Annotated in this window: 23 protein-coding genes and 1 tRNA gene; 20 read left to right on the top strand and 4 right to left on the bottom strand. The window is 38.7% G+C overall.

Features of this window, described 5'->3' with window-relative positions; translation table 11 throughout:
- From G580_RS0105100 to rpoC, 11 genes are all read left to right on the top strand, one after another.
- On the top strand, positions 1–837 hold an 837-nt coding region (locus tag G580_RS0105100), incomplete at its 5' end, for an elongation factor Tu (RefSeq protein WP_028841295.1).
- A 17-nt stretch (positions 838–854) separates the two neighbouring features.
- The gene (gene rpmG, locus G580_RS0105095; protein ID WP_022855273.1) at positions 855–1,025 is read left to right on the top strand and encodes a 50S ribosomal protein L33; all 171 of its coding nucleotides are present in this window, start codon (positions 855–857) and stop codon (positions 1,023–1,025) included.
- A 5-nt stretch (positions 1,026–1,030) separates the two neighbouring features.
- Positions 1,031–1,107: transfer RNA gene (locus tag G580_RS0105090), tRNA-Trp, on the top strand.
- 28 nt (positions 1,108–1,135) lie between these two features.
- A complete protein-coding gene (secE, locus tag G580_RS11290; protein WP_083960809.1) occupies positions 1,136–1,357 on the top strand; it encodes a preprotein translocase subunit SecE in 222 nt (73 codons plus the stop codon).
- A 1-nt stretch (position 1,358) separates the two neighbouring features.
- Positions 1,359–1,886 (top strand): transcription termination/antitermination protein NusG, encoded by a 528-nt coding sequence (gene nusG / locus G580_RS0105080; protein WP_028841294.1) that lies wholly within the window; start codon positions 1,359–1,361, stop codon positions 1,884–1,886.
- A 15-nt stretch (positions 1,887–1,901) separates the two neighbouring features.
- The gene (rplK, locus tag G580_RS0105075) at positions 1,902–2,327 is read left to right on the top strand and encodes a 50S ribosomal protein L11 (protein WP_028841293.1); all 426 of its coding nucleotides are present in this window, start codon (positions 1,902–1,904) and stop codon (positions 2,325–2,327) included.
- A gap of 11 nt (positions 2,328–2,338) precedes the next feature.
- Entirely contained in the window at positions 2,339–3,061 is a 723-nt protein-coding gene (gene rplA / locus G580_RS0105070; RefSeq protein WP_028841292.1) for a 50S ribosomal protein L1, read from the top strand.
- A 160-nt stretch (positions 3,062–3,221) separates the two neighbouring features.
- Entirely contained in the window at positions 3,222–3,749 is a 528-nt protein-coding gene (gene rplJ, locus G580_RS0105065; RefSeq protein WP_028841291.1) for a 50S ribosomal protein L10, read from the top strand.
- Between the two features lie 41 nt (positions 3,750–3,790).
- The gene (rplL, locus tag G580_RS0105060; protein ID WP_022855279.1) at positions 3,791–4,183 is read left to right on the top strand and encodes a 50S ribosomal protein L7/L12; all 393 of its coding nucleotides are present in this window, start codon (positions 3,791–3,793) and stop codon (positions 4,181–4,183) included.
- Positions 4,184–4,297: 114 nt separating this feature from the next.
- The gene (gene rpoB, locus G580_RS0105055; protein WP_038041612.1) at positions 4,298–8,386 is read left to right on the top strand and encodes a DNA-directed RNA polymerase subunit beta; all 4,089 of its coding nucleotides are present in this window, start codon (positions 4,298–4,300) and stop codon (positions 8,384–8,386) included.
- 24 nt (positions 8,387–8,410) lie between these two features.
- On the top strand, positions 8,411–12,472 hold the full coding sequence (rpoC, locus tag G580_RS0105050) for a DNA-directed RNA polymerase subunit beta' (RefSeq protein ID WP_028841289.1): 4,062 nt from the start codon (positions 8,411–8,413) through the stop codon (positions 12,470–12,472).
- A gap of 84 nt (positions 12,473–12,556) precedes the next feature.
- Here rpoC and rpsO read toward each other — a convergent pair whose 3' ends face one another.
- Entirely contained in the window at positions 12,557–12,826 is a 270-nt protein-coding gene (rpsO, locus tag G580_RS0105045) for a 30S ribosomal protein S15 (RefSeq protein WP_022855282.1), read from the bottom strand.
- A 295-nt stretch (positions 12,827–13,121) separates the two neighbouring features.
- Between rpsO and G580_RS0105040 the strand changes: the two genes are divergently transcribed.
- The 5 genes from G580_RS0105040 to rfaE2 all read left to right on the top strand — a co-directional run bounded on the left by G580_RS0105040 (position 13,122) and on the right by rfaE2 (position 19,733).
- A complete protein-coding gene (locus tag G580_RS0105040; protein ID WP_028841288.1) occupies positions 13,122–16,340 on the top strand; it encodes a PDZ domain-containing protein in 3,219 nt (1,072 codons plus the stop codon).
- Between the two features lie 91 nt (positions 16,341–16,431).
- Positions 16,432–16,704 carry an acylphosphatase gene (locus G580_RS0105035; protein WP_028841287.1) on the top strand — a complete coding sequence of 91 codons (273 nt, stop codon included), beginning with the start codon at positions 16,432–16,434 and terminating at the stop codon, positions 16,702–16,704.
- A complete protein-coding gene (locus tag G580_RS0105030) occupies positions 16,704–17,843 on the top strand; it encodes a M20/M25/M40 family metallo-hydrolase (RefSeq protein ID WP_028841286.1) in 1,140 nt (379 codons plus the stop codon). The genes G580_RS0105035 and G580_RS0105030 overlap by 1 nt, the downstream gene beginning before the upstream one ends.
- Positions 17,827–18,540, top strand: coding sequence for a ComF family protein (locus G580_RS0105025; protein WP_028841285.1), 714 nt, complete (start codon positions 17,827–17,829; stop codon positions 18,538–18,540). The genes G580_RS0105030 and G580_RS0105025 overlap by 17 nt, the downstream gene beginning before the upstream one ends.
- 11 nt (positions 18,541–18,551) lie before the next feature.
- Entirely contained in the window at positions 18,552–19,733 is a 1,182-nt protein-coding gene (rfaE2, locus tag G580_RS11285; RefSeq protein ID WP_083960808.1) for a D-glycero-beta-D-manno-heptose 1-phosphate adenylyltransferase, read from the top strand.
- On the opposite strand, the gene flgM is transcribed toward rfaE2, so the two are convergent.
- The gene (flgM, locus tag G580_RS0105015; protein WP_028841283.1) at positions 19,717–20,037 is read right to left on the bottom strand and encodes a flagellar biosynthesis anti-sigma factor FlgM; all 321 of its coding nucleotides are present in this window, start codon (positions 20,035–20,037) and stop codon (positions 19,717–19,719) included. The genes rfaE2 and flgM overlap by 17 nt on opposite strands.
- Positions 20,038–20,226: 189 nt before the next feature.
- Here flgM and G580_RS0105005 point away from each other — a divergent pair, with 189 nt between their 5' ends.
- Genes G580_RS0105005 through rimO form a run of 4 tightly spaced genes read left to right on the top strand, consistent with a single transcriptional unit; the run spans position 20,227 to position 23,624 of the window.
- On the top strand, positions 20,227–21,102 hold the full coding sequence (locus G580_RS0105005; RefSeq protein ID WP_028841282.1) for a L,D-transpeptidase family protein: 876 nt from the start codon (positions 20,227–20,229) through the stop codon (positions 21,100–21,102).
- Between the two features lie 5 nt (positions 21,103–21,107).
- Entirely contained in the window at positions 21,108–21,953 is an 846-nt protein-coding gene (gene panC / locus G580_RS0105000; protein ID WP_028841281.1) for a pantoate--beta-alanine ligase, read from the top strand.
- A gap of 16 nt (positions 21,954–21,969) precedes the next feature.
- Positions 21,970–22,332, top strand: a complete 363-nt coding sequence (gene panD / locus G580_RS0104995; protein WP_028841280.1) for an aspartate 1-decarboxylase — start codon at positions 21,970–21,972, stop codon at positions 22,330–22,332.
- Between the two features lie 5 nt (positions 22,333–22,337).
- Positions 22,338–23,624: a 30S ribosomal protein S12 methylthiotransferase RimO gene (rimO, locus tag G580_RS0104990; RefSeq protein WP_028841279.1), complete on the top strand. Its 1,287-nt coding sequence runs from the start codon at positions 22,338–22,340 to the stop codon at positions 23,622–23,624.
- Here rimO and hslU read toward each other — a convergent pair.
- Both hslU and hslV read right to left on the bottom strand, forming a co-directional pair.
- The gene (gene hslU, locus G580_RS0104985; RefSeq protein WP_028841278.1) at positions 23,614–24,942 is read right to left on the bottom strand and encodes an ATP-dependent protease ATPase subunit HslU; all 1,329 of its coding nucleotides are present in this window, start codon (positions 24,940–24,942) and stop codon (positions 23,614–23,616) included. The two genes, rimO and hslU, sit on opposite strands and share 11 nt — an antisense overlap.
- Entirely contained in the window at positions 24,939–25,466 is a 528-nt protein-coding gene (gene hslV, locus G580_RS0104980) for an ATP-dependent protease subunit HslV (RefSeq protein WP_022855295.1), read from the bottom strand. Before hslV ends, hslU begins: the two co-directional genes overlap by 4 nt.
- Positions 25,467–25,475 lie beyond the last annotated feature (9 nt).

The raw sequence follows: 25,475 nt of genomic DNA, 5'->3' as shown, positions 1-25,475 counted from the left end.
CTTGCGAGGCAGGTTAACGTACCTGCGATAGTGGTGTTTATGAACAAGGTGGACATGGTAGATGATGCAGAGTTATTGGATTTGGTGGAGTTAGAGGTTAGGGAGTTGCTTAGCAAGTATGGATTTCCAGGGGATGATGTGCCGGTGGTTAGGGGTAGTGCGTTGAAGGCACTTGAGTGTGGATGTGGTAAGGAGGAATGTGAGTGGTGTGGGAGGATATGGGAGTTGGTGAGAGCGATGGATGATTATATACCTGAGCCTGTGAGGGATGTAGACAAGCCGTTTTTGATGCCTGTTGAGGACGTATTTAGCATATCTGGAAGGGGGACGGTGGTAACGGGTAAGGTAGAGAGGGGAGTGCTTAAGCCTGGGGAGGAGGTTGAGATAGTAGGGCTTAGGCCTACGGTGAAGACGGTGGCTACGAGTTTGGAGATGTTTAGGAAGATATTGGATGAGGCGTTACCTGGTGATAACGTAGGGGTGTTGTTGAGGGGTATAGGAAAGGATGAGGTAGAGAGGGGTCAGGTGTTGGCAAAGCCTGGTAGTATTAAGCCGCATACGAAGTTTAAGGCAGAGGTATATGTGTTGAAGAAGGAGGAGGGAGGGAGGCATACACCGTTTTTTAACGGGTACAGGCCTCAGTTTTATTTTAGGACAACAGACGTGACAGGTGTGGTGAAGTTACCAGACGGGGTTGAGATGGTGATGCCAGGTGACAATGTGGAGTTAGAGGTTGAGTTGATCAAGCCTGTTGCTTTGGAAGAGGGTTTGAGGTTTGCGATTAGAGAGGGTGGAAGGACAGTTGGTGCTGGCGTAGTAACTAAAATTATAGAATAATATAGGGGTTTTTAGGGATGGCTAAAAAGGGAGAGGCAAGGGTTATCATTCATTTGCAGTGCACAGAATGTAAGAGAAATAATTATACCACTACCAAAAACAGGAGAAATACACCTGATAGGTTAGAACTTAAGAAGTATTGCCCTTGGGATAAAAAGCATACCGTACATAAAGAAGTTAAAAAATAAATGGTAGGCCAGTAGCTCAACTTGGCAGAGCGTCGGACTCCAAATCCGAAGGCTGGGGGTTCAAGTCCCTCCTGGCCTGCCATTTTTTTATTTCTAAAGGTAGGGATTGTATGGCTTTAAAAGATCAAGATTTAAATAAAGAAAACTTTAAAGATAGGGTGGTAAGATTTTTAAAAGAGGTTAAAATAGAAGCTAAAAAGATTACATGGGCTCCTAAGAAGCAAGTTTTAATGGGAACGTTGATGGTGGTTGTTTTTAGCCTATTTATAGGTGCATATTTAGGGATTTTGGATATAATATATAATTTTATAATTTCTATTTTGGTGAGATAAGGTGGCTAAAGTTTGGTATTCAGTCCAGGTTTGGTCTGGTTGGGAAGAAAAAGTTAAGGCTATGGTAGAAGAACTTTTGTCCCGTAAGGGGATATCTGAAAAGGTAGAACGCTTTTTTGTGCCTCCCCCAAAGGAGATAGAGGTTAATTTTTCTCCAGAAAAGCAATTTGTTAAGTTTTTTTATTCTGGATATTTTTTGATGTTAGGTGAGATTGATGAGGAGTTGAAGGAAGAGATAAAAAGTCTTGAAGGTGTCCTTGACGTGATTGGTGGAGACAGGCTTTATGTTTTTAGAACTGAGGAGGTTGATAAACTTATTTCTCAGTTGGTAGTAGAAGAAATAAAGCCTAAACCTCGTTATCAATTTGCTCAAGGTGACAGGGTTAGGATTACAGAGGGACCTTTTGCTAACTTTATAGGGGTGGTAGATGAGGTTAAGCCTGATAAAGGTAAGGTTAAGGTGTTGGTAAGTATATTTGGGAGAGAGACTCCTGTAGAAATAGAGTTTGCTTATTTACAGAAGATTTAAGGGGGATAGGGAGGTATGGCTAAAAAGGTAATAGCACAAATAAAGTTGCAGCTGCCTGCAGGGCAAGCTACTCCGGCACCTCCTGTTGGTCCGGCTTTGGGTCAACATGGTGTTAACATTATGGAGTTTGTTAAGGCGTTTAACGAGAAGACCCGTGGCCAGGAAGGTTATATCATTCCTGTGGTAATTACCGTTTATGCAGACCGTTCTTTTACTTTTGAGTTGAAGACTCCACCTGCTGCGGTGCTTATTAAAAAGGCGATTGGTATTGAGACAGGAGCACATGCTCCTGGTAAAGAGGTGGTGGGCAAGATAACCCGAAAACAGTTGGAAGAAATAGCCAAAATGAAGATGCAGGACCTTACGGCGGCATCTTTAGAGGCTGCTATTAGGACTATAGAGGGTACAGCCAGAAGTATGGGCGTTCAAATTGTAGATTAAGGAGAGGTGGTATGGCTAAGCACGGTAAGAAGTATAGAGAGGCTTTGGCTAAAGTTGATAGAACGAAAAAATATTCTTTTGAAGAGGCGGTTAAACTTGCTTTAGAGACAGCTCATGCTAAGTTTGACGAAACGGTAGAGGTGGCAGTAAAATTGGGGGTTGATCCAAGACATGCAGACCAAATGGTTAGGGGGTCTGTGGTTTTACCTCATGGAACAGGAAGGACAGCTCGGGTGTTGGTTTTTGCTAAAGGAGATAAAGCTAAAGAAGCCTTAGAGGCTGGTGCGGATTATGTAGGGGACGAGGACCTTATTGAAAAGATTCAGAAAGAAAATTGGCTTGAGTTTGATAAGGTAATAGCCACTCCAGATATGATGCCTGCTGTTAGTAAGTTAGGGAAGATTTTAGGGCCAAGAGGTCTTATGCCAAGTTCTAAGACTGGCACAGTAACTTTTGATGTGGCCAAGGCAGTGAAGGATATTAAGGCAGGTAAGGTTGATTTTAGAGTTGATAGAGGTGCGGTGGTGCATGTTCCTGTAGGTAAGGTTTCTTTTGGTGAAAAGAAGATTTTAGAAAACATGGCTGCGTTTTTTGAAGCTTTATTAAAGGCTAAGCCCTCTGCAGCCAAGGGACAATATATAAGAAGTGTTGCTATATCTACTACAATGGGTCCGGGAATTAAGGTTGACCCTAACGAGGTGAGGATTTTAATCCAGAGATATTCTGGAGATTAAATTAGAGGTTTGAGCCCCTTGAGGTCCTTCAAAAGCAGGGTGTCTCTTGGGGCCAGAGATTAGTAGGTGCCATTTTGGCTTAAATGAGGAAGCTTCCTCAGCCTACTATAGGCGAAAGGGTACCCTTTCATGTGGTTAAATTTTATAAGGAGGTATAGACTTGCTTACCCGAGCTCGTAAGGCAGAAATCATCAAAGATGTAAATGAGAAGTTTGTTAAGTCACAAGGGGTTTTTGTTACTTCTTTTAGAAGTTTTACGGTAGCTGAGAGCAATGAAATAAGAAGGATTGTTAGGGAAAGAGGAGGAGAGTTTAGGGTTATTAAAAATACCCTTATCAGGATTGCTTCTGAAAACACAGATTTTAAACCTGTAAGCGATTACATCGAAGGGCCTACAGCTTTGGTTTTTGCATATCAAGACCCTGTAGAGATTGCTAAGGTTTTAAATGATTTTGTTAAAAAACATCCGGCTTTACAGATAAAGGGTTTTGTTATTCAGGGTAAAGGCTATAAGCCTGAATTTATTGAGGATCTGGTTAAGCTTCCTCGAAGAGAGGTTTTGTTGGCTCAGGTACTTGGTACCATTCAGGCTCCGGTATCCAATTTTGTTGGGGTATTGGCGGCTATTATCAGGAAATTCCTTTATGTGCTTAAGGCTATTGAAGAAAAAAAGTCAAAGGGTGAGTAAAATTTAAAAAACAGAAAAAAAGCAAAAGGAGGGATTAGGAAATGCCAGTAACCAAAGAGGAAGTCATCGAGTTTATCGCTAACATGAGTGTGTTAGAACTTTCTCAGTTTATCAAAGAGTTAGAGGAGAAGTTTGGTGTAACTGCGGCTGCTCCTGTAGCTGCTGTGGCAGCTGTGGGTGCTGTGGCTGGTGCTCCTGCTGAAGCTGCTCAGGCTGAGGAAAAGACAGAGTTTGATGTGGTTTTGACTGATGTAGGAGGTAACAAGATCAACGTGATTAAGGTGGTAAGAGAAATTACAGGCTTAGGGTTAAAAGAAGCTAAGGATTTGGTTGAAGGTGTACCCAAGCCAGTAAAAACTGGTGTTAGCAAGAATGAAGCAGAAGAGATTAAGAAAAAATTAGAAGAAGTAGGTGCCAAAGTAGAAATCAAGTAAGCCTTGTATAGTTTAAAATTTTATTTTCCAAAATCTACTTTTTCAAAGGGTTTCCCCTGTCCCTGGGGAAACCCTTTTCGTCATTTATAAAAATCCAGGGAGGGGATCATAAAAATGCTAAACAACCAAAGAAACTTATCTGTTCGTAAAAGTTTTTCTAAAGTAAAACAGATCCAAGAAGCACCCAATCTTTTAAAAATACCTAAGGAATCCTATGATAAGTTTTTACAGGCCAAAACCCCTCCAGAAAACAGAATAGACATAGGTATCCATAGGTGTTTAAAGTCTGTATTTCCGATAAGAGACTACTCTGAGACAGCGGTTTTAGAATATATAGATTATAAGATTTTAGAACCAGAGTATGCCCCAGAAGAGGCTAAAGATAAAGGTTTAACCTATGAAGCCCCGATGAAATTAAAGGTAAGGTTAGTAACCTATGACTTAGACCCAGAAACTGGTATAAAGAGTATTAAAGATGTTAAAGAGCAAGAGGTATATTTTGGCACCATTCCTTTGATGACTGAAGACGGAAGGTTTATCATAAATGGGACAGAACGGGCTATTGTCAATCAGCTTCAACGTTCTCCTGGTGTTATCTTTGAAAAAGAGAAAACCCATGCTAAAGCAGGTAGGTTAACCTATATTGCCAGGGTTATTCCGGTTAAAGGATCTTGGTTGGATTTTATTTACGATTATAAAGGTAGGTTTTTCGTAAGGATAGATAAGAGAAAGAATATTTTAGCTACTATTTTCCTTAAGGCTATGGGGATGAACGAAGAAGAAATTCTTTCTCTTTTTTATCCTTCTGAAACCTATTTAATCTTGGAAGAAGGGGTTGAAAAGCTCTTAGACTATGAACTTTTAGCAGGACAAAAGGCGGTTTCTGATATCGTTAATCCTGAGACCGGAGAGGTTATCGTTAAAAAGGGTAAGGTTATCACAGCAGGTCTGATAAGAAAGTTAAAAAGGTTAGGGATTGGTTCTATTAAACTTTCTGACGAGGCTTTGATAGGGAAGATTTGTGCTAAAGATATAGTAGACCCAGAGGGAACAGGGGAGGTCCTTTTAGAAGCCAACCAGGAAATAACCAAAGAAAAATTAGATTTGCTGAGAGAAAAAGGTATAAAAGAGATAAAGGTCCTTTTTGTAGACCTTCATTACTATACTTCTTCTGTAAGAGAAGCTTTAAAAAGCGATAAAGTAAGAAATTCAGAAGAGGCGCTTATTGAAATCTATAGAAAAATGCGTCCTTCAAGCCCTGTAAGTTATGAAGTGGCAGAGGCTTACTTCAGGTCTCTCTTTTTTGACCCAGAGACTTATGACCTTTCTGAAATAGGACGTTATAAAATCAACCTACGTTTAAACTTGGATATTCCGATTACTCAAAGGGTGCTTACCAAGCAGGATGTCATAGCCATTTTAAAGGAATTGATAAGGCTTAGAGAAAGAGAGGAGGAAGGAGACGATATAGACAGTCTTTCCAACAGAAGGGTTAGAGCAGTAGGAGAGTTGGTAGAAAATCAGTTCCTTATCGGTCTTATGAGAATGGAGAGGTCGATAAAAGAAAAACTTCAGCTTCAGGAACTTGAGGAGATAACCCCTGTAGAGCTTATAAACAGCAAGCCTGTTGTGGCTGCGGTAAAAGAATTTTTTGCCCAGGGACAGCTTTCTCAGTTTATGGACCAAACAAATGTTCTTTCCATGCTTACCTATAAAAGAAGATTTTCTGCTTTAGGGCCAGGTGGTTTGACCAGAGAAAGGGCAGGTTTTGAGGTTAGAGACGTTCATCCCAGCCATTATGGGAGGATCTGTCCTATCGAAACCCCTGAAGGTCCAAACATTGGTTTGATTGTTTCTCCTACCACCTTTGCCCAGACCAATCCTTATGGATTTTTAGAGACCCCATATAGGATGGTTAAAGAAGGTAGGGTTACAGACCAGATAATTTATCTGAATGCTGCCGAAGAAAAAGATATGGTTATAGCTCAGTCTACCATTAGACTGGATAAACAAGGGAATATTTTGGATGAATATGTTCCTGCCAGAAAAAACGGAGAGTTTGTTATAGCCCATAAGGACGAGGTTGATTTGATAGACCTTGTGCCTGCTCAAGTGGTCAGTGTTTCCAGCTCTTTGATACCCTTTCTTGAACATGATGACGCTAACCGTGCACTTATGGGATCTAACATGCAACGGCAGGCTGTGCCTTTGATAAAAACCAAAGCTCCTTTGGTTGGTTCTGGTATGGAAAGGGTGGTGGCTTTAAACTCAGGTATGGTGGTAGTGGCAGAAGCTGATGGCGTGGTTGAAGATGTAGATAGCACACGGATAGTAGTAAGGTATGACGCTAAAGAGGGAGAGCTTCCTGAGGTAAAGATTTATGAGTTGATAAAATGGAAAAAATCTAACCAGAATACTTGCTTTTTACAAAGACCTATAGTGAAACCAGGGCAGAGGGTCAAAAAAGGAGAGATTTTAGCAGACGGTCCTTCGATTAGCCAAGGAGAGTTGGCGCTGGGTAAAGATGTTTTGGTAGCGTTTATGCCTTGGAGAGGTTATAACTTTGAGGACTCTATCATCATCTCTGAGAGGTTGGTAAAGGATGACGTTTTTACCTCTATCCATATAGAGGAGTTTGAATGTGTTGCCAGGGAGACCAAGCTTGGAAGGGAAGAAATTACAAGGGATCTTCCTAACGTAAGCGAAGAACTTTTAATCAATCTTGATGAAAGTGGTATAATAAAAATAGGTAGTTATGTAAAACCTGGAGATATTTTGGTAGGGAAGGTAACCCCTAAAGGAGAGACTACTCTTACCCCTGAGGAAAAACTTTTAAGAGCCATTTTTGGAGAAAAGGCAAAAGATGTAAAAGATACCTCTTTAAAAGTTCCTGCAGGTATAGAAGGTATTGTGATAGATACCAAGATTCTTACCCGAAAAGGTATAGAAAAAGATGCAAGGGCTAAACAAAAGGAAGATGAAACCATAGCTAAGCTTTTGAGAAACCAAGCAGCTGTTTTAGAGGTTCTTTTTAGACATACGGTAAACAGATTGGCCTATGTTTTAAATGGAGAGGTAGCTACTACTGATCTGGAAAGAGAGGGGCAGGTTTTTATCAACAAAGGAGAGGCTTTAACCTTAGAGAAACTTAAGACTTTGCCCACTTCTCTACTATCTAAGTTGAAAGAGGTAGTTTCTTCTTCTAAAAAAGAGGTAGTTTCGGAGATCATAAAGGCCTATGAAAAGAAGAGAAAAGAGATTATGGAAGAATATGAAGCCCATATCAACAGGATAAAGAAAGGAGACGAACTACCCCCTGGTGTTTTGAAGGTGGTGAAGGTTTACGTAGCCATGAAGAGAAAGCTTCAACCAGGAGATAAGATGGCAGGAAGGCATGGAAACAAAGGTGTGGTCTCTAAAATCGTTCCTATCGAGGACATGCCTTATTTACCTGACGGAACACCGGTAGATATGATCCTTTCACCTTTAGGTGTTCCTTCTCGTATGAACATAGGTCAGCTTCTTGAAACCCATCTGGGGTGGGCTTGTAAGGAGTTAGGTAAAAAGTTAAGTAAGTTGTCAAATGAATACCAGGTAGAGAGTGTGAAGGCACTTTTAAAAGAGATTTTTTATGAAGACGAATATGAGAAGTTGGTAGAAGGTAAGACCGATGAGGAAATATTAGAACTTGCTAAGGGTTTTGCTGATGGAATTCCTATTGCTACCCCTGTTTTTTCAGGAGCTAAGGAGGCAGAGATCAAAAAGTGGCTATCTTTAGCTGGGTTAAGTGAAAGTGGAACTACTGTTCTTTATAATGGTATGACAGGAGAACCTTTCTACGAACCGGTAACCGTAGGTTATATGCACATGTTAAAACTTCATCACTTGGTTGACGATAAGATCCATGCTCGTTCTACTGGGCCTTACTCATTGATAACTCAGCAACCTCTTGGTGGAAAGTCTCAATTCGGTGGACAGAGATTAGGAGAGATGGAAGTGTGGGCGATAGAGGCTTATGGAGCTGCTTATACCCTCCATGAGTTCCTTACGGTTAAAAGTGACGATGTAGAAGGACGTACCAAGATGTATGAAAAACTGGTTAAGGGTAAGAACTTTTTAGAAGGAGGTATGCCTGAAAGTTTTAAGGTTTTAACAAAGGAGTTGGAAGGTCTCTGTCTTGATATAGAACCTATAGAAGAATAAAAAAACAAAGGGGGTGTTTATATAATGAAAGAACTCCTTTCTATTTTAGAAAAACCTAAGGATGTGATGAAAATAAAGGCATTAAAGATAGGGTTAGCCTCTCCTGAAAAGATAAGAGAATGGAGTTACGGAGAGGTTAAAAAACCGGAGACGATTAACTATAGGACTTTGAGGCCTGAAAAGGATGGTCTATTTTGTGCTAAAATTTTTGGTCCTGTTAGGGATTATGAATGTATCTGTGGTAAATATCGTGGGATGAAACATAGAGGAGTTATCTGTGAGAAGTGCGGGGTTGAGGTTATCCAGAGCAAGGTTAGAAGAGAGAGGATGGGACATATTGAGTTGGCTGCACCGGTAGCTCATATTTGGTATCTAAGGAGTATTCCCTCGAAAATAGGTATTTTACTCAACATGACCCTTAAAGAAGTAGAGTCTATTCTTTATTTAGAAAGATATGTAGTTATAGAAAGCCAGGTTGAAGAATTTCCTGTGGGCACCATTCTTACCGAAGATAAATACTACACCTTAAGAGAGATGTATGGAGACCAGATAATAGCTGATACAGGGGCTTCGGCTATTTATGAACTTTTAAGAAATATAGACCTTGACAAACTTATTCAGGACATCCAGATAGAACTTCAAACCACCCACAGCGAGGCTCGTAAAAAGAAACTTGGCAAAAGGCTTCAGATAGCCAGGGCATTTAAACAGTCAGGTAATAAACCTGAATGGATGATTTTAAAGGTTATACCTGTTATTCCTCCTGAATTGAGACCTTTAGTTCCTTTAGAGGGGGGTAGGTTTGCTACCTCAGACTTAAACGACCTTTATAGAAGGGTTATCAACCGTAACGTGAGACTTAAAAAGTTGATAGACCTTGATGCCCCTGAAATTATTTTAAAAAACGAAAAAAGGATGTTACAAGAGGCTGTTGATGCCCTTTTTGATAACGGTAGAAGAGGGCGTCCTGTGATGGGGCCTAACAGAAGGCCTTTAAAAAGTCTTTCTGATATCCTTAAGGGTAAACAAGGTAGGTTTAGACAGAATCTTTTGGGTAAAAGAGTGGATTTTTCAGGTAGGTCTGTTATTACAGCAGGCCCTGAGTTAAGGATGTATCAGTGTGGTTTGCCTAAGAAAATGGCCTTGGAACTTTTTAAACCCTATATTTATGGTTGGTTAGAAAAGCATGGATATGCTACCAACATCAAAACCGCTAAAAGGTTGGTAGAAGAGGAACACCCTGCGGTTTGGGATGCCCTTGATGAGATCGTAAAAGAATATCCGGTTATGTTAAACCGTGCCCCTACCTTGCACAGGTTAGGTATTCAGGCTTTTGAACCGGTGTTGATAGATACCAAGGCTATCCAGCTACATCCACTGGTCTGTGTAGCTTATAACGCTGACTTTGACGGAGACCAGATGGCTGTCCACGTTCCCCTTTCAGTAGAGGCGCAGATAGAAAATAGAGTTCTTATTCTTTCAACCAACAACATCCTCCTTCCTGCAAACGGTATTCCTGTAGTTTATCCTACCCAAGACATGGTTTTAGGTATTTACTACATGACGTTAGAACGTCCTTTTGCTAAGGGAGAAGGTAAAGTTTTTAGAGATAAAGATGAGGTGATCCTTGCTTATCAGACAGGAGCTGTCCATCTACAGGCTAAGGTAAAGGTAAGAATTGATGGCAAACTTGTAGATACAACGGTGGGGAGAGTGCTGTTTTCGACCATCGTTCCTGAAGAAATTCCGTTTGAAGAATACAATAAACCTTTAACCAAAAAAGAGCTTCAAAAATTGATAGATATTTCTTATCGTAGAGCAGGACTTAAAAAGACGGTTATATTTGCAGATAGATTAAAAGATTTGGGTTTTACAAAAGCTACTGAAGCCTCCCTTTCTATTTCAGTAGATTACCTCACCATTCCTAAGAAAAAAACAGAAATTTTAGCTGAGGCAGATAGAAAGATTGCGGAGATCTGGGAGCAGTATAGAGAAGGTTTGATCACTGAGAGCGAACGTTATAACAAGGCAATAGATATATGGTCTAATGCTACTGAACGTGTTACTGAAGAGATGATTAAGGAGATGGAAATCAGAGAATACATCGGGCCTGACGGAGAGAAAGTGATAGGACCCAGCTTTAACCCAGTCTACATAATGGCTTTTTCTGGAGCTCGTGGTTCTAAAGATCAGATAAGACAGCTTGCTGGTATGAGAGGTTTGATGGCTAAGCCCTCGGGAGAAATCATTGAAACCCCGATTAAAAGCAACTTCAGAGAAGGGCTTTCGGTGTTGGAATACTTTGTGTCTACCCATGGAGCCCGTAAAGGACTTGCAGACACAGCGTTAAAAACCGCTAATGCCGGATATTTAACAAGAAAATTGGTAGACGTTGCTCAAGACTGTGTGGTAACTGAAGAAGATTGTGGAACCATAGATGGTATAGAAGTAGGTCATCTTATCGAGGCAGGTGAGATTATCGAACCTGTTTGGGATAGGGTTTTGGGAAGGGTTGCCTTAGAAGATATTTTAGACCCTATTACAGGAGAGGTATTGATAGAAGCTAATCAAGAAATAGACGAAGAAGGGGTTAAAAAGCTTAAAGAAGCAGGGATAGAGAAGGTTATGATAAGGTCTGTTCTTACCTGTGAGGCAAAGCATGGAGTTTGTAGAAAGTGTTATGGAAGAGACCTTGCTACTGGAAAGTTGGTGGAAATAGGAGAAGCCGTAGGGATTATTGCTGCGCAGTCTATCGGAGAACCTGGAACTCAGCTTACGATGAGAACCTTCCACATTGGAGGTGCTGTAGGTAAGGCTTTAGAACAAAGTGAACACAGAGCTCAGTCAAGAGGTTTGATAAAGTTTTTAAATTTAAGACTGGTTAGAAGGGAAGACGGTAGTTTAGTTGCTTTAAACAGACAGGGAGAGGTGGCTATCGTTGCTCCTGACGGTAGGGTTTTGGAAAAATATCCAGTCACCTATGGTGCCAAGATTAAAGTAGAAGAAGGAGAGGAGGTAAAACCTGGAGACCTTTTGGTAGAATGGGATCCTTATACCACACCTATCATCGCTGAAGTCTCTGGAAGGGTAAAGTTTGGAGATATCATAGACGGAGTAACTGTTGATGAAAAGATTGACGTAACCACCGGTAGAGCAAGTATCATAGTAAGAGACTATAAACTTACCGATTATAGACCAAGGATTTCTATCAAAGATGAGAAAGGAAGAACCATCGACCTTCCAGATGGGAGAGGTAAGGCCAGATATGAACTACCGGTAGGAGCTATTATTAGCGTTCAGGAAGGAGATATGGTAAAGGCAGGAGATATCATCGCAAGAATTCCTCGAGAAACTTTGAAAGCCAAAGACATCACCGGAGGTCTTCCAAAAGTTACCGATTTATTTGAAGCACGTAAACCTAAAGAGTATGCCACCATCACTGAAATCGATGGAACGGTGGTGTTTGAAAAAGAAGCCAGAGGTAAGAAAAAGGTTGTTATTCAACCTGAGGTAGGAGAACCTTTAGAGTATTATATTTCTAAAGGTAAACACATCTTGGTAAGAGAAGGCGATGTGGTTAAAGCTGGAGATCCTCTGGTAGAGGGTTCTCCTAATCCTCATGATATCTTAAAGGTTAAAGGAGTTAAAGGGGTTGCAAGGTTCTTGGTTGAAGAGATTCAGGAAGTTTACAGGCTTCAGGGTGTTAAGATAAACGACAAACACTTTGAGGTTATCGTAAAACAGATGCTTAAAAAGGTTAAGATAAAAGACCCAGGTGATACCAACTTTATGATCGGTGAGTATGTGGATAAAGTTAGATTTGAGGAGGAAAACGAAAAGATCATAGCTACTGGAGGAAAGCCAGCAGTAGCTGAACCTGTAATCCTTGGTATCACAAAAGTGGCCTTACTCACTGATTCTTGGTTGTCTGCTGCTTCTTTCCAGGAAACCACGAGAGTTCTTACTGAGGCTTCTATCGCCGGTAAGGTAGACTATCTAAAGGGACTAAAAGAAAACGTAATCATCGGAAGGTTAATTCCTGCAGGGACAGGAAGGATCGTTTACGAAGAAAAAGGATGGCTGTAAGACCAAATAGACTTTAAATAAAAAAGGGAGGGTTCCAAAAAACCCTCCTTTTTTATTATTTTTAAAAGGATTGAATTTTTGAGTTTACTTTTTGAGTCCTATTTTCTGAAGCAAAGCCTGATATCTGTTAAAATCTGTTCTTTTAAGATAGTTTAGAAGAGCCCTTCTCTGACCGATCAGCTTCATAAGACCTCTTCTTGAATGAAAGTCTTTGCGATGGGTTTTTAGGTGTTCTTCCAGTTGTTTTATCCTTGCGGTTAGCAAGGCAATCTGAACCTCTGGAGAACCTGTGTCGTTGGGGTGACGCTGAAAAGTTTGGATGATCTCTTGTTTTAACTCTGGGTCTAAAGGCATAACACTCAACCTCCTTTTTGTATTTTTAAGCCTGGGGAAGGCTTATTCCACCCCCAAGCAGTTATCTTAAATATACCTGATTTTTGAAAAAATACAAACCTAAGTGTGGTCCATCGCCCTCTTGTCTAAAATTTTTTTTAGCAGTAACATTAAATTAATGTTGAAAAATTTTTAAGATGTATTAAAAATAATTTTATGTAGTTTTTAAGTTTTTAATTATATTTTTGTGAGGTTTTTTATTTTGGGATTTCAATTCTGTTTGTTATGGTCTCTATTAAAATAGAGAGGTGCAGAGATGTTTAAAATAGGGATCAGGGTTTTGGTTCTCCTAATCTTGATAAACTTGATTTTTGTATCATGGTCTATGGCTAAGAGGGAGGTAAGGTCAGAATTGTTAAAAACTGAAGGGGTTTATGTAATCAACGTGGTAACTGGATCTCCAGCCGCTAAAGCAGGATTGAACCCAGGAGATATCATTTTAACGATTAACAACCAGCCGGTTTCTGTAGAAAACATAAAAACTCTTGTCTTATCAGGGACTCTCAGTGGTAACAACCCCAACATCGTGATGTCAGTTTTAAGAAACGGTAAAGTTTTAAATCTTTCTATCCATGTATTCCCGGAAAATCCAAACTTAGGGATTATGGTTAGAGCTCCTCAGGAAATTAAAAGGGTTTCTTCTGATAGTTATTCAGGTCAGAGGTTGATAGAAAAGGCAAACAAAAGAGTAGAGGTTTCTGAAAAAGATAGGTTATCTACCAAGCTCCTTTCGATTAACGTTTTAGACGCAGTTTTTATCGATAAAAACACCGGAGAGATTACGTTTGTTGGACATTATGATGACAGGTATAAAACAGGGGCCCTTCCTTATTTACAGATATTAGACGAGGCTTTGAAATATCCCTATCCATCTTTTTCTTTAGACCCAACCCTAAACACAGAAAGGGCGTTAAAAGAGATAAAAAATATTTTTGATAGAGAGATCTCAAGGGTTAATAGAGACCCCAGTTATGGGACTAACTGGTTGTCAAGTATTTTAAAAGAGATTTTATATGCTGATAACCAGCTGCCAGAAAAGCAGATATTTTTAACAAGGCTTAAAAAATTTTCTATAACTCCAGAGGAATTGGATGCTTATCTTAGGTGGGATCCAAAATCAAAAAAATGGAGGTTTGACAACAAAGAACAGTTTGAGAAGTATTTTAATCTACAAAGTTTTTTCATTAAAGTCTTTAAGGCGTTAGGGTTCGAAGGGAAGTATGGGCAGGCTGTGGTTGAATGGTGGGGATTTCAAAAGTTTGCAGAAGCGTATGGTATGGAAAATGCAGGACACTGGTTTAGACAAGTTTACGAAACAATGGGACTTATAGACGAGTTTGAAAAAATAAGGACTTTGTTTAATACCGGTCAGATAGATAATTGGGAAGCCACTCGTAGATTGCTATTTCTTTTTTACGGAAACCTTTTTAAAGGTATTGGGGTAGACGAACATACCATAAATGATCTATTAAGAAGAGCCCCAAAAACAGGAAAAATAGACTTAGAACTAAGTGAATTTGCTAATAAAAGGGTAGAAAAAATCCAATCAGATTTCCTTATAAATTTTCTAATAAATAACCTTGTTTTAAGTGATACTTTTTTAAAAAAGCGTTTTAGACTGCCGGCTATTGAAGTTAAGCCTACTTACCATAACCTTCCCTCTGACACATATATGGCTAAAATTTTCTTTTATGCAGACTATACTTTAAAATATCTAACCACACTAAACCTTGAGACAGCGACTTTTAAAGATTTTGATCCTTTTGTGGTTTATCTTAGTAAAAAAGCTGAGGAAAAGGGAAAAGGCAGAGAGTTTCAGATGATGCAAAGTGGTTTTGATAGATACTGGCTTTTTCCTGGGAGAGTTGAGTTAAAGGTTAGTCAAGATAAATCAGCGATTTATTTTGGGAAATCTGAGGTTAAAATCGGTAGTGAAAGTCTATCTTCAGGGATGCCTTCTTGGTATAATGAGATCTTAAAAGAATTTTCACAAACGTTAACAGGAAGATACGAAGAATTTGCTCAGACATTTCCTTCTCTTCATACTATGCGGGAGGTTCAGAAGATAATAGCTTTAGCCAGATGGATTCATGCCAATGGTCTTAAGGTAACCATACCGCATTATCAAAAAGTAGAATTAGAAAGCCTTGATGGGGTTACTGGAACTACTGTAGCCACCTTTTATTTTTCAAAAACAAGTGATACTTTTTCCTTTTTTGTTGAAAACCATGGAGGAGGGGTAGACTATACTGAAAAAAGTAATGTCTGGATACAGGGAAAGTATATAGAAACCAAAGATGCACTTCATCAGCTGGTAGCAAGCTCAGATTTAGCCGAAAAGGCTGTAGTTTCAGCCCTTGCAGGCGACCTTGAGGCTGCCAGAGCCCTTGCTGAAAAAAGTGCTCAAGCTATGGTTGGTCATATCGACCTTGGGAGCTTGGGGGTGAAAATACCTCCCACAGTTAGTCCTAAACTTAGTTCTTTACCAGCAGGCTCTCAAGGGGTCTTTACTCAAAAAACTTTAGAAGTCGTAGTGGTTAATCTTGATGAATATGTAAAATTAAAAAAAGATTTAAAGGTGGCAGAAAGTTATAAAGACGTTGACCCAGAGAAATACCAGCAAATTTTAACTGAGGCTAAGGTTAAAGAAGTTAAGATAAAAGAGTCTTTGCAAAAACTTAACGAACTTTTAAACATTTATAGGAAGAACCCGTTAGATTACAAGAGAATAGAACAGGAATTGGTTCAATTAAACCCCAAAAAACCTTTTTTCATAGATTTAGCAGCTTTAAAGTCTAAACCTGAGGATTTAAAACCTAAGACTGAAAAGGATAAAAAAGTCAAAAAAGAAGGTCTTTTATCTGATGAGCGTAAACTTAGAGAAGAGTTGACAGACCTAAGACATCAACTTGAGCTTGCAAAAATCAACTTAGACCAGTTAACCAAGATTATCATGGAAAATACTAAAGAGTTTGAGAGTTGGAGGGAAAAGACTGAAAGGGCTATTTCAAGCAGTGAAGCAAGGTTTAAAGAAATTATGTTAGATATAATGCAGGAAAACATTTTTGAAAATATAAAATATGAATTTTCTAAATATCCAGATCGGTTGAAAGAAATTGAAAAATTTCAACAACTTTTAGATACTAAAGATTTTACAGATTGGGCCTCGATGGATCCCAAAACCTGGGAAGATATAGCAGAAGGATTGGTTAAAGCAGTAAATGCCCTTCCTGGTATAGGAGATTACACCAAAAAATTGACCAAAACTTTATATCATTTGGTTAATACTGGGTATGATGTAACCACGATCTTTATCTATTGGAAGAAGATGAAAGAGTTTGAAAAGAACTTAGATCTATACTTTAAGGCTGTAGCTATACAAAAAGAATATATGGCTAAGACTATAAAGCGTATAAAGGAAATAGAAGAGGAGTTGGAAAAACTTGCTAAAGCTAAAGAAACCCTTCAGCTATAAGTTAGATTATGCGAAAGCCCCCTTTAACCTTGACTTTTGTTGAAGGTTTATTATATTTCTAAAAATAACTAAAGATTTATGTGGAGCCCTTATGAAAAGGGTACATGTTTATATCTCTGGTAAGGTACAAGGAGTTTATTTTAGAGCCTATACAGAAGAAGAAGCTTTAAGACTTGGGGTGAAAGGTTGGGTGAGAAACCTTCCTGACGGAAGGGTTGAGGCGGTGTTTGAAGGCGAAGATGAGGCAGTTGATAAGATGGTAGCATGGTGTCATCGAGGCTCCCCTTATGCTAAGGTGACTCACGTAGAGGTGATAGAAGAACCTTATAAAGGTGAATTTAACGACTTTAGGATAAGACGTTAATGATCGATATAGATAGATTAGTTTTAGAATTTCAAACCCTTCTCTCTATAGAAAGTCCTTCGAAAAAAGAGGGAAAACTTGCTCATTATCTGGCAGACATCTTTGAGGCCCTTGGGTATCGTTGTTTTTTTGATAAGTCTGCAGAAAATACCGGTTCAGAGGTAGGAAATCTTATAGTTAAAATCCCTGGAATGATCCCAGCTCCTCCTATATTTTTTTGTGCTCACCTTGATACAGTAGGACCTTGTGAAAATCCTAAGATTATTTTTGAAAACGGGGTTTTTAAAACTGACGGGAGGACCATCCTCGGAGCTGACGATAAATCAGGTATAGCTGTACTGGTAGAATTAGCTAAAATTCTTAGAGAAAATCGATTCCCTCATCCACCTTTAGAGTTTATTTTTACCACCTGCGAAGAGATAGGGTTGTTAGGGGCTAAGGTTCTTGATTTAGAATTGATAGATGCTAAAGAAGGATATGTTTTAGACAGTGAAAATCCAGAGGTAGTAACCATCGGTGCCCCGTCTTCTTACAAGTTTAAGATTAAGGTTAAAGGAAAAGCTGCCCATGCAGGGCTTGAGCCAGAAAAAGGGGTAAATGCTATCCACGTATTATCAAAACTGATAACTGAGTTAAATCCCGGAAGAATAGACCAAGAAAGTACGATGAACATAGGTATTATCTCAGGGGGTAAATACGTTAACATCGTACCAGAAAGTGCAGAGGCAGAAGGAGAGATAAGAAGTCATAACGCAAAAACCTTAGAAAGTATGATCCAACAGATAGAAGACCTTGGTGTAAAAATAGAAAAAAGTTATCAATCAAGAATAGAGGGTTTACCTAAGGTTTCTGTAAGGTTTGAAAAACTATATCAAGCTTTTTTTATCTCTCCTGATGACCCTATTTTGCAACCTATAAAACAAGCTGGGGAAAGGTTAGGAATAAGTTTTTCCTTTATAAAAAAGGAGGGAGGGTCAGACGCTAACATTTTTAACGAGAGAGGGAAAAAAGCGGTAATTTTAGGTACTGGGATGCAAAAGGTTCATACCACAGAAGAGTTCATCAAGGTAAAAGATCTGGTAAAAGCCACCCAAATCGTGGTTGAGATCGTAAAGGCTAAGGGTGAGGCTTTTAAATAAAGTTCTCGATTTTTTCTTTCTAGAGTTTTGTGAAGTTTGCAACCATCATCTTAAACCTCAAGAAATATTTGTATGTAGGCGATGTTTAAAAACACTTCCCTTTTTAAAGCTTTATTGCCAAAGATGTGGAAGTTTGGTCTCTGAGACCCTGCTTGAAAAAGGTATAGATAGGATAGAATATTGCTCCTATTGTTTAGAAAAAGATTTTTATTTTGATAGAGTTTTTGCCCTTTTTCAGTATAAAGAACCTGTTTCTGAGTGGCTGGTGCGGATAAAGTTTGCTCAAGATTTTAGGTTGGCTTTTGCCTTGGGAAAACTGATAAGGGGATTTTTTTCTTTCTTAATTAGAGATGTTGATATGATCCTCCCTGTTCCTCTTTCTAACGAGCGGTTAAGAGAACGAGGGTTCAACCAAAGTACACTTTTAGCCTGGGGTTTCCTTGGAAGAAAACCCTCTTCAGAAGCCATATCAAGGTTTAAATGCACTAAACCTCAAACTGAGCTTACCGGGAAAGAACGTTGGGAAAACGTAAAAGGAGCCTTTTTAGCCAAAGATTGGGTAAAAGATAAGAAGGTCCTTCTTATAGACGATGTAATGACCACAGGGGCTACGGTAAACGAAGTGGCTAAAGCCTTAAAGATGAAAGGAGTAAAAGAGGTATACGTGTTGGTGGTAGCAAGGAATCAGTTGATGTAAAGGGGAAAAAGATGCTAAACATTTCTTTAGTTCAAATAAAACCAACCTCTGATTTAAAACAAAACGTAGAGACTATTAAAAAGCTTTTAACCAAAGCTAAAGGAAACTTAGTGGTTTTTCCTGAATTAGCCCTTACTGGATATGATGTAGATTTTAAAAGTTTAAACCAAGAAAAAGTTTTATCTTTTCTTTTAGAAATAACAAAGGTTTTATCAAACGATAAGATAGTTCTTCTTGGAGCTCCCTGGTATGATAAAGATAGAATTTTTAACGCAGTTTATCGGTTAACCAAACATAAAGTAGAACCTTTAGCCCAAAAGCTCCTTCTTTTCCCAGGATTAGACGAGCCTTTTACCCCTGGTGTAGGCACGAGGATTTTCGAATTAGTAGGTTTTTCCTTAGGGATATTGATTTGCTTTGAACTTAGGTCTCCTGAGTTTGCCAGAGACCTTATAAAGGCAGGTGCAGACATTCTTTTGGTGTTTGCTCTATGGCCTGTAGAAAGGATTAAACACTGGTTGAATCTAAGCTGGGCAAGGGCTGTTGAAAATCAAACTTGTTTGGTTGGGGTCAACGGATGTGGCTTTTCTTTGGTGGTTTCTCCTGAAGGTGAAGTTTTAACTCAGCTTACTGACAAACAACCAGAGGTCTTTGAGTTTACATTACCAGAAAGGTTTAATCCTCTTATCTATCCGCTTAAAACCCCATTTTTCCTCCAAAAAAACAAACTTAAAACCCTTGAAGAACTGAAAATACATGTGGCTAAAAGAAGGACTAAGGGTCAAAAGATGGTTTTTACCAACGGATGTTTTGACCTGCTTCATGCCGGTCATGTAGACTATCTTGAAAAGGCACGGTCCTTAGGGGATTTTTTAGTCATAGGATTAAACAGCGACCTTTCAGTAAGAAAAATCAAAGGACCAGCAAGGCCAGTTAACCCTCAGGAATTTAGAGCCAGGGTTCTCTCTGGTCTTGAATGCGTAGATTACATAGTTCTTTTTGACGAAGACACCCCAGAAAGGCTTATAAAGGAGCTAAAACCCGATTTTTTAGTAAAAGGATCAGACTGGAAAGAAGACCAGATTGTAGGTGCAAAGTTTGTGAAAAGTTATGGAGGAAAAGTTATCCGTATCGATTTTTCTTATCAAGTTTCTACTACAGGGTTAATAGGTAAGATTAAGCAATCTCATTAAGTAAGGTACCTACCATAGCTCTTGCGATCTCTCTGTTAGAAACGTTATAAGTCCCAGCCTCAATCTGAGCTTTAATTTGAGCAACCTTTTCTTCTCTTATCTCAGGAAGTTGAGAAATCTTTTTAACGGTCTTTTCTATTAGGTTTTGAGAAGAAAGCTCTACTACTGCGGGAGAAGCTTCTTTAGCCTTTGCTTCGCCTTCCTTTGGCTTGGCCTCAGTAGGGACTACCTCTTCTCTTTTCTTAGCCTCTTTTAAATTTTTAAGGTTCTCAACGTTGACCCCTAAAAGGTCGTTGATTTTCATTAAATATCACCTCGCTTTTTACAGTTTATATTTTATATCGGAACAAGTTAGTATTTCTTTAGTTCCTTTTTATTATATAATAAACATAAAAAAATTTTTGTCAAATCTTTTAATTAAAAACCTTTTACTTCTGGTAAAAAACTAAAAAGAGAATAATTTTAGAAAAAAAATAAAGGTTTTTTTAAGATTATGGTTAAAACATGTTTTTGCTTAGGAATAAAACACAGGTTTTTAAGGGTTTTTTTATTCTTAGTTGCAAACTTATTGATGACAAGCTCAAGTTATGGTTTGACACTTTTGATAGACAAGGGAGAAAGAACCCTAAAGGTTTTAGAGAATCAGAAAATCCAAAAAGTTTATCCTGTAGGGTTGGGGTTAGAAAGCCTACTTCCTAAGGAAAAAAGAGGAGATTTTTTAACCCCAGAGGGCCTTTATAAGATAACTGAAATAAGACCTTCTAAAAGTTTTGGGTATTTTATAGAAATAAACTATCCTAATTTAAACGACCTTGGATGGGCTTATTACAAGGGGTTTATTTCTAAGGAACAGTTTGCTGTTTATTTAGAAATCTTTTTAGCCAATGCTAAATTAGAACAAACTCCGTTAGGAAGTAAGATAGGAATACATGGGGGAGGTGCTTATAAAATAGAAAAAGGAAAAAGAAATTATTCTTGGACCCAAGGGTGTATCGCTTTAGAGGATAGAGATTTGAGGGACCTTTTAAACAGTATTTCTGAAGGGCAAAAGGTGATTATTTTAAACTCACAGAAGCCTCTTTATGAAATGTTAAAAAAACTGGTTTATCCTGTTAGGATCAAGCCTTTGGATTTTTGGGAAGGTGAGTTATATTTAAAATTAAATGATTATTTATTTTTAACCTTTACCCTTAGAGAGACCTATAAGGGAGCTCGTTATTTAGAGATAAAAAAATGGGTGCAAGGGGAGCTTAAAGAACAGATGATGAGTGATGAGTTTGGTAAGGTTAATCAAGAAGACCAACTTAAAAACATCCTTTTAGAAAACTTAGAAAATTTATTAAATCCTTATAAAAATCTGGAGTTTTAGCTATGATTGAGGTAATAAAAACCATTCCTGAGATGAAGGCTAAAGTTAAAGAATTAAAAAGCCGAGGTTATAAGATAGGTTTTGTACCTACGATGGGGTATCTACATGAAGGCCATCTTTCTTTGGTAAGAAAGGCCAAATCTCTTGCAGATAAAGTAGTAGTAAGCATTTTTGTTAATCCTTTACAGTTTGGCCCAAAAGAAGATTTTAGAGAATATCCAAGGGATTTAGAGAGAGATTTAAGTTTGTTAGAAAAGGAAGAGGTAGACGTGGTGTTTGTACCTTCTGCAGAAGAGATGTATCCTTCTGATTATCAAACCTATGTAGAGGTAGTAAACCTGACTGATAAGTTGTGTGGGGCTTTTAGACCAGGACATTTTAAAGGAGTCACCACGGTTGTTTTAAAGCTTTTTAACATCATACAGCCTGATATAGCCGTTTTTGGGGAAAAGGATTACCAACAACTTTTGGTTATAAAACAGATGGTAAAAGACTTAAACCTTGATATAGAAATCGTTGGTAGCCCTACTGTAAGAGAGCCAGATGGACTTGCGATGAGTTCAAGAAATATCTATTTGTCTCCTAAAGAAAGAGAATCTGCGTTAAGCTTAAACCGGGCGCTTGAACTGGCTGAAAGATTAGTTAAAGAAGGAGAAAAAAATCCTGAGAAAATAAAGAAAACCCTTTTTGAATTCCTAAGAATGCATCCTTATTTAATAGTTCAGTATATAGAAATCGTAGACCCAGAGACTTTGGACCCGATAGAAGTAATAGAAAAACCTGTGGTTTGTGCAATCGCTGCCTACGTGGGAAAGGCAAGACTCATAGACAATAAGCTTATAGAACCTTAAAAAACGAGGATGTTATATGTTGATAAAGCTTCTAAAAAGTAAAATTCATTTAGCTACGATAACTGATAAAAATTTGCTATATGAAGGTTCGTTAACCTTAGATAAAGAGCTTATCAAAAAAGCTAATCTTAGACCTTTTGAAGCTGTATGGATTTACAACCTTAACAATGGGATCAGGTTTGAAACTTATATTATAGAAGGAGAAAAAGGAGAGGTAGTTTTAAACGGCGCAGCCGCAAGATTAGGAGAGGTTGGAGATAGGATCATCATAGCCTCTTATGCTTGGGTTTCTGAAAAGGAGTTAGAGGGTTTTTATACCACCTTAGTTTATTTAGACGAAAAAAATCAGGTCTTAGAACTTAAAAAAGTTTCTTCTTAAGAGTCGTGAGAAAAAAAAGACCAAAAATCTATCCTGTAAGCCTTGGTTGTGCCAAAAACAAGGCTGATTTTGAAAAGTTACTTGCCTTGTTGATTAAAAGAGGAGCTGAGATAGTTCTTCTTCCCGAAGAAGCAACCCATTTTTGGGTTAATACCTGTGCTTTTATCAAACCAGCGGTAGAAGAATCGTTAGAACATATCTTTGATTTAGGGGAGATCAAAAAACAGGGGCAAACCCTCATAGTTTCTGGTTGTCTAACAGAAAGATACGGGGCAGAAAGATTAAAAGAACTCTTACCTGAGGTAGACGAATTCTATGGTATAGAACCTTATCAGTATTTTACCAAACAAGAGCCGTACGAAAGAATACTAACAGAAAATCCCTTTTATGCCTTTTTAAAGATCTCAGAAGGTTGTAATAGAAGCTGTGCTTATTGTACTATCCCTCGTATAAGAGGGCGTCTAAAAAGTAAGCCTGTAAAATTATTGCTAAAAGAAGCCGAGTTTTTACTTACCCTTGGGGTAAGGGAGCTTATCCTTGTAGCTCAAGACATAACTTCCTATGGTTTAGACCTAAAACCAAAAGTAGATTTAGTAAGCTTAGTAAAAACCCTGAGTAAACTTCCTTTTGAGTTTAGGATAAGACTCCTTTATCTTTATCCTGTTCCTAACCTAAGGTTATTGTTAGAGGACCTTTTAGCCATACCTAAGGTAGTTCCTTATTTTGACCTCCCTATCCAGCATGCCCATCCAGAAATTTTAAAAGCCATGAGAAGGCCTAATCACATAGAATCTTTGGTAGAAACAATCGCCTACCTTAGAACGGTAATCCCAGAGGTTGCCTTTAGGACTACGGTGATGGTGGGTTTTCCTGGAGAAGGAGAAAAAGAGTTTGAGTTCCTTTGTCGTTTTTTGAAAGAGGTTGAGTTTGATCACTTAGGGGTATTTCCTTTTTATCCTGAAGAAGGTACCTTAGCTGAAAAACTCCCAGATAAGGTTCCTTATAGAGAAAGATTAATAAGAAGACGGGAAGTTTTGAGACTACAGAAAGAGATATCTAAAAAAAGGTTAAAGTTAAGAAAAGGGAAGGAAGAAGAGGTGCTTTTGTTAGGGGAGGATGAAAAAGGAAGGTTTTGGGGGATATCTAAGGCTCAAGCTCCAGAGGTAGACGGTATCACCTATCTACTTTCACCTAAGAGGTCAAACCTTAAATTAATGCCAGGAGAATTAATCAAAGGAAAGGTAAAAAAAACAACCACTTACGACTTATATGTTGAACCTATTATAGAATAAACTTTGCCAACTCTTGATCTTGTATAATACTTTCTAATTTTTCTCTTACATATTCTGGGGTAATTACTACTCTAGTAGGGGCGATGTCTGGTGCTTTAAAGGAGATATCTTCTAAGACTTTTTCCATAACGGTGTAGAGCCTTCTTGCACCGATGTTTTCCATTTTTTGATTAAGTTCAAAGGCCACTTTAGCTATTTCTTCGATAGCTTCTGGAGTAAAATCTATCTCTACTTGTTCTGTGGCTAATAAGGCTTTGTATTGTTTGATGATCGCGTTTTCAGTTTCAGTAAGAATTCGGATAAAATCTTCTTTGGTCAAAGGGTCTAATTCTACTCTAATAGGGAACCTACCTTGAAGTTCAGGTATCAAATCTGAGGGTTTTGCTATATGGAAGGCTCCACTTCCGATGAAAAGAATGTAATCTGTTCTTACCATCCCATATTTGGTGTTAACCGTGGTTCCTTCTACGATGGGGAGTAAGTCTCTTTGAACCCCTTCTCTTGAAACATCAGGGCCATGCCCTTCTCCTCGACTTGCAATCTTGTCTATCTCATCTATGAAGATGATGCCGTTTGTCTCCGTCCTTCTTATGGCTTCTTTTACTACCTTGTCCATGTCTACAAGCTTAGCTGCTTCTTCTTTGGTTAAAATTTCTAAAGCCTCTTTTACTTTTACCTTTCTTTTTTTTGGTTTAAACGGTAAAAGGGTGGAAAGCATATCTTTAAGTTGCATTTCTATTTCTTCTAACCCTGAGGCTGCAAGGATTTCTATGGTAGGGGGTTTTGGGGAGGCTTCAACCTCGATTTCTACATACCTTTCATCTAAAACCCCTTCCCTTAACATTTTAAGAAATTTTTCCCTGGTGAGAGGGTCATATTCTACCTTTGGAGAAGTAGAGGGCAAAAGAAGGTCTACCAACCTCTCTTCTGCTGAAACTTTGGCTTTTTCTAAAACCTTTTTCTCTTCCTCTTCTCTTACCATTTTAACAGCTATATGGACTAAATCTCTTATCATCGATTCTACGTCTCTACCCACATAACCTACTTCAGTAAACTTGGTGGCCTCTACTTTTAGAAAAGGAGCGTTAGAAAGTTTGGCTAACCTTCTTGCTATTTCTGTTTTTCCAACCCCTGTAGGCCCGATCATCAAGATATTTTTAGGATAGATCTCTTCTTTTAAATCTTCTTTTAACTGTTGTCTTCTCCAGCGGTTACGCATAGCTATGGCAACAGCCTTTTTTGCCCTGTCTTGTCCTACGATATACCTGTTAAGCTCTGCTACGATTTCTCTTGGAGTAAACTCTTTTGGCTCATTCATAGCTCTTCAACCGTTATTTCTAAATTGGTGTAGATACAGATTTCTCCTGCGATTTTGATGGCGGTTTCTGCGATTTCTTTGGCAGAAAGCTCAGAGTATCTGAGTAAGGCCTTGGCTGCAGCTAAAGCCATCGGACCCCCTGAACCTATGGCCACCACCTCTTCGTCTGGCTCTACCACATCTCCTGCCCCCGAGATGAGAAGGATGTGCTCTTTATCACAAGCTATTAAAAAGGCTTCAAGCCTTCTTAAGATCTTATCTGTCCTCCAGTCCTTAGCAAGCTCAACCGCAGCCCTTAAGAGCTGCCCTCCATAAGCTTCAAGCTTTTTTTCTAATCTCTCAAACAGGGTTAAAGCATCTGCCGTAGAACCAGCAAAACCAACCACCACGTTCCCTTTATAGAGTTTTCGTATTTTTTTGGCCTTGTGTTTTAAGATAGTGTTGCCAAAAGTGACTTGACCGTCACCTGCTATAGCCACCTTGCCGTCTTTTTTGACTGCTATAACCGTTGTCCCATGAAACATGTATTTATT

This window comes from Thermodesulfobacterium hveragerdense DSM 12571 (genome assembly GCF_000423845.1).
Taxonomy (GTDB): Bacteria; Desulfobacterota; Thermodesulfobacteria; order Thermodesulfobacteriales; family Thermodesulfobacteriaceae; genus Thermodesulfobacterium; species Thermodesulfobacterium hveragerdense.
The sequence above is the reverse complement of the archived record's forward strand: the minus strand, read 5'-3'. Positions and strand labels throughout refer to the sequence as shown.